This is a genomic window from Sphingomonas sp. (assembly GCF_051962185.1).
Lineage (GTDB): Bacteria > Pseudomonadota > Alphaproteobacteria > Sphingomonadales > Sphingomonadaceae > Sphingomonas.
In genome coordinates, this window is sequence record NZ_JBQCCN010000305.1 from 1 (window position 1) to 3,773 (window position 3,773).

Sequence of the window (3,773 nt, forward strand, 5' to 3'; positions counted from 1 at the left end):
CATCCGTTCGATCAGCGCTTCGTGCGCGATCCGGCCGCGTTCGAGCACTTCCTGCCGGATGCAATCGGCTTCCGCGCCGCAGGCGACCGAACTGATCACGCCGAGGCACCCCCGGGGATCGTCGCGGCTGGTCTGGTTCTCCAGGCTGCCGAGCAGCAACCGCTCGGCGACGCCGCGCGCGGTCGGCGCCTCGAGCGCCTGGCCGATGTAACAGAGCTTCTCGCGTTCGTAGAGGTCGAGCGCCTTGCGGAACAGCGACTCCTTGTTGCCGAACGCGGCGTAAAGGCTGGGACGCGTGATGCCCATCGCATCGGTGAGGTCGGTCATCGACGCGCCCTCGTAACCCTTGCTCCAGAACACGCGCAGGGCCGCCGTCAACGCCTCATCGACGTCGAATTCACGCGGGCGGCCACGAAGAATGGCTGTTTCCATAACGGTCGGTAGGTAATTATCGCGTGCGTGTTTGTCGAGTCCCGCGGCCTACCCAGCTTGGGGGACCCGTCGGCTTCGCCCTAATCCTTCCCCGCCAGGGGAAGGTGGCAGCACCGGCAAAGGCCGGGGCTGACGGAGGGGGAGGAGGCACGACGGCAAATGACTCGCTGTCCGCCCCGTCCGTCGGGCTGCGCCCGCCACCTTCTCTGGCGGAGGAGGATCAGAAATGCCGATCTCTCCTGGCTCACACCGGCGCCTAGGCTGTTGTCAGCGATCAGCCCTTGCCGGCATAGTCGCGGCATGACGAACAGGGTCGAGGAAGTGGCGCCCGGCGCCGCCATCGCATTGGCCGATCGCACGGCGCCGGCGGTGTTCCGCGGGGTCGCCGCCGACTGGCCGGCGGTCCGCGCTGCGGATCCCGGCGCCTATCTGGCGCGGTTCGATAGCGGCAAGCCGATCGGCGTGGCGATCGCGCCGCCCGAGGCCAACGGGCGGCTGTCATACACGCCCGACATGGCGGCGCTGACCTTCACCCGCGAATCGCGCACGATCCCCTGGCTGTTCGCCGAGCTCGATTCCGTCGCCCGCGCCGCGCCGCCGCCAACCATCGCGGCGCAGGCCGTGATGGTGCCTGAGACGCTGCCGGGGTTCGAGGCGGAGAACCGGATCGCGTGGGTGCCCGACGGCGTTGCGCCACGCATCTGGATCGGCAATCGCGTCACCGTGGCGACGCATCACGACATGAACAGCAATATCGCGGTGGTGATGGCGGGGCGGCGGCGCTTCACTCTGTTCCCGCCCGACCAGGTCGCCAATCTCTATATCGGCCCGATCGAATTCACGCCGGCAGGAACGCCGATCGGCCTGTTCGATCCCGACGCGCCCGATTTCGAGCGTTTTCCGTTGGCCCGCGAAGCGATGGAGCATGCGCAGGTCGCCGAGCTCGAACCGGGCGACGCGCTCTTCATCCCGCACATGTGGTGGCACCATGTGCGCTCGCTCGACCCGGTCAGCATCCTGGTCAATTACTGGTGGGACGAAGCGCCGGCGCCGCAGCCCGGTCTCGCCCCGATCGACACGATGGTCCACGCGATCCTGGCCTTCTCCGACTTGCCGGAGAACCAGCGCGCGGCGTGGCGGGCGATGTTCGACACCTTCGTGTTCGGCGGTGCGCCCGGACATGTGCCGGAGGAGCGGCAGGGCATCAGGGGTAAGCTGAGCGAGGAGAGCAAGGCGCGCGTGCGGCGCCAGCTCGGACAGATGATGGCGCGATAATTCCCCCTCCCTGCAAGGGAGGGTATTATGGGGTGGGTGAGCGTCGGGCGAGGCTCGATGCCTCGTCCGATGCTGTTTTGGCGAGTTGCTGGAAACATACCGATGACGGTGCAGACGCGCTTCGCGCGCACCCACCCCCAACCCCTCCCTTCCAGGGAGGGGGGCTATTTGGTCAGTGCCGTTGCCGCTTGGGGAACGCCGCTCGGTTCCCCTCCGATCCACGTCTCGCGGACGGTATAATCGTCGTCGAGCAGCACCAGGTCCGCGCGCAGCCCGGCCGCGATCGTGCCGGTCTGTCCGCCCAGCCCGAGGAACGCCGCCGGGGTCGCGGAGGCCATGGTCACCGCTGCCGCCAGCGGCACGCGGCCGCGTTCGACCATGCCCCTGACCGCGCCGGCCATGGTCAGGGTCGAGCCCGCGAGCACGCCGTCGGCGCCGTGCAGCGTATCGCCGTCGCGCCAGATCTCGCGCCCCTGCAGGACGAATCGGGTCTCGTCGCTGCCGACGCTCGGCATCGCGTCGGTCACCAGCATCAGCCGGTGCTGGCCCTTGGCGCGGACCGCGACGCGCAAAGTGGCGTCGTGGAGGTGGTGGCCGTCGGCGATGATGCCGGCATAGGTGCTGTCGTCCTCGAGCGCGGCGCCGACCATGCCGGGCGCGCGGTTGGCGAGCTGCGACATCGCGTTGAACAAATGGGTGAAGCCGGTGAGCCCGGCGTCGATCGCGGCACGAACGGTTTCGTAGCGCGCGTCCGAATGGCCGGCGCTGACGACCACGCCCTTCGCGGCGAGATGCGCGATCTGCGCGGGCGTCGCGCATTCGGGGGCGAGCGTGACCATCGTCCGGCCGCTTTTCGCCGAGGTCAGCAGATCGAGATACTCGTCGCGCAGCGGCTGGAGCTTGTCGACCGAATGGATGCCGTGGCGCGCGCTCGACAGGAACGGCCCCTCGATATGGATGCCGAGGATGCCCGGCACGCCGGCCGCGATCGCGGCATCGACCGCGTTGATCCCGGCCTCGACCACCGACAGATCGTCGCTGATCAGGGTGGGGAGCAGGCCGGTGGTGCCGTAGCGACGATGCGTCTCGGCGATGACGCGGATCGTGTCGACGCTGGGATCGTCGTTGAACAGCCGCCCGCCGCCGCCGTTGACCTGGGTGTCGATGAAGCCCGGCAGCAGCAGGCGCCCGCCGAGATCGACGATCCGCGCCTCTTGCGGCGGGGCCGAGGAGATCGCGCAAATCTCCCCCTCGCCGATCACCACGCAGACGTCGTCGCGCAGTCCCGAGGGCAGCAATATGCGGGCATTGGTCAGGGCAGTGCGCGTCATACCGTCTCGGTCACCTTGGCGAGGTGCGGGGGATGGTCCGGATCGCGCCCGCGCGCAACCGCCAATGCGTTGGCGAGCCGGTAGAAGCTCTGGACGAGGAGCAGGGGCTGAAGCGCGGGGTGCGCGTCGGGCGCGGGAAGGCGAATGCCGGGCACATCGCCGAGGCCCGCGCTCAGCACCAGCGCGCCGCGCGCCGCGAACTCGGGGGCGAGGTCGGCGACGCTGTCGCGCGATTCGTCGTCCTGGCCGAGCAGCAATACCGGAAAGCCCTTTTCGACGATCGCCATCGGACCGTGGCGGACCTCGGCGGCGCTGAACGCCTCGGCATGGAAGCCACAGGTTTCCTTGATCTTGAGCGCCATTTCCTGGGCGATGCCGAACGCCGGGCCGCGCGCCACGACATAGAGATTGGTCGCGGTGCGGAGCGGCTCGAGCGCGGGCGTCCAGTCGAGCGCCCAGGCCTGGTCGAGCAAGCCGGGCAGGTCGTCGAGCGCGGCGAGCAACTCGGCATCCTGCGCCCAGTCGGCGATCAGGTGAATCAGCGCGGCGACGCTGGTGATGAACGACTTGGTCGCGGCGACGCTTTTCTCGGGTCCGGCGGCGAGCGGCAGGAAGGTGTCGGCCATTGCCGCCAGCGGCGAGCTCTCGTCATTGACCAAGGCGACCAATTGCGCGCCGCCCGTCTTGCCGGTCTCGGCAGCCGCGATCAGATCGGGGCTCCGGCCCGACTGCGAG

4 protein-coding genes are annotated in these 3,773 nt (G+C 69.1%); 1 reads left to right on the forward strand and 3 read right to left on the reverse strand.

Annotated features, from left to right (window positions below):
- A partial coding sequence (locus tag ACTHJR_RS18670; protein WP_440524929.1) for a TetR/AcrR family transcriptional regulator occupies positions 1–432 on the reverse strand: 432 nt, incomplete at its 3' end.
- Positions 433–732: 300 nt separating this feature from the next.
- On the opposite strand from ACTHJR_RS18670, the gene ACTHJR_RS18675 reads away from it, so the two are divergent.
- Positions 733–1,707 carry a cupin-like domain-containing protein gene (locus ACTHJR_RS18675; protein ID WP_440524930.1) on the forward strand — a complete coding sequence of 325 codons (975 nt, stop codon included), beginning with the start codon at positions 733–735 and terminating at the stop codon, positions 1,705–1,707.
- Between the two features lie 164 nt (positions 1,708–1,871).
- Here ACTHJR_RS18675 and nagA read toward each other — a convergent pair whose 3' ends face one another.
- Complete coding sequence (nagA, locus tag ACTHJR_RS18680) at positions 1,872–3,038, reverse strand: N-acetylglucosamine-6-phosphate deacetylase (RefSeq protein WP_440524931.1); 1,167 nt, start codon at positions 3,036–3,038, stop codon at positions 1,872–1,874.
- On the reverse strand, positions 3,035–3,773 hold a 739-nt coding region (locus ACTHJR_RS18685), incomplete at its 5' end, for an SIS domain-containing protein (protein ID WP_440524932.1). The genes nagA and ACTHJR_RS18685, both read right to left, overlap by 4 nt.

What these genes read in the sequence shown, in the direction of transcription:
- nagA (WP_440524931.1), bottom strand. Translation starts at nt 3,038, where the DNA reads ATGACGCGCACTGCCCTGACCAATGCCCGCATATTGCTGCCCTCGGGA.
- ACTHJR_RS18675 (WP_440524930.1), top strand. Translation starts at nt 733, where the DNA reads ATGACGAACAGGGTCGAGGAAGTGGCGCCCGGCGCCGCCATCGCATTG.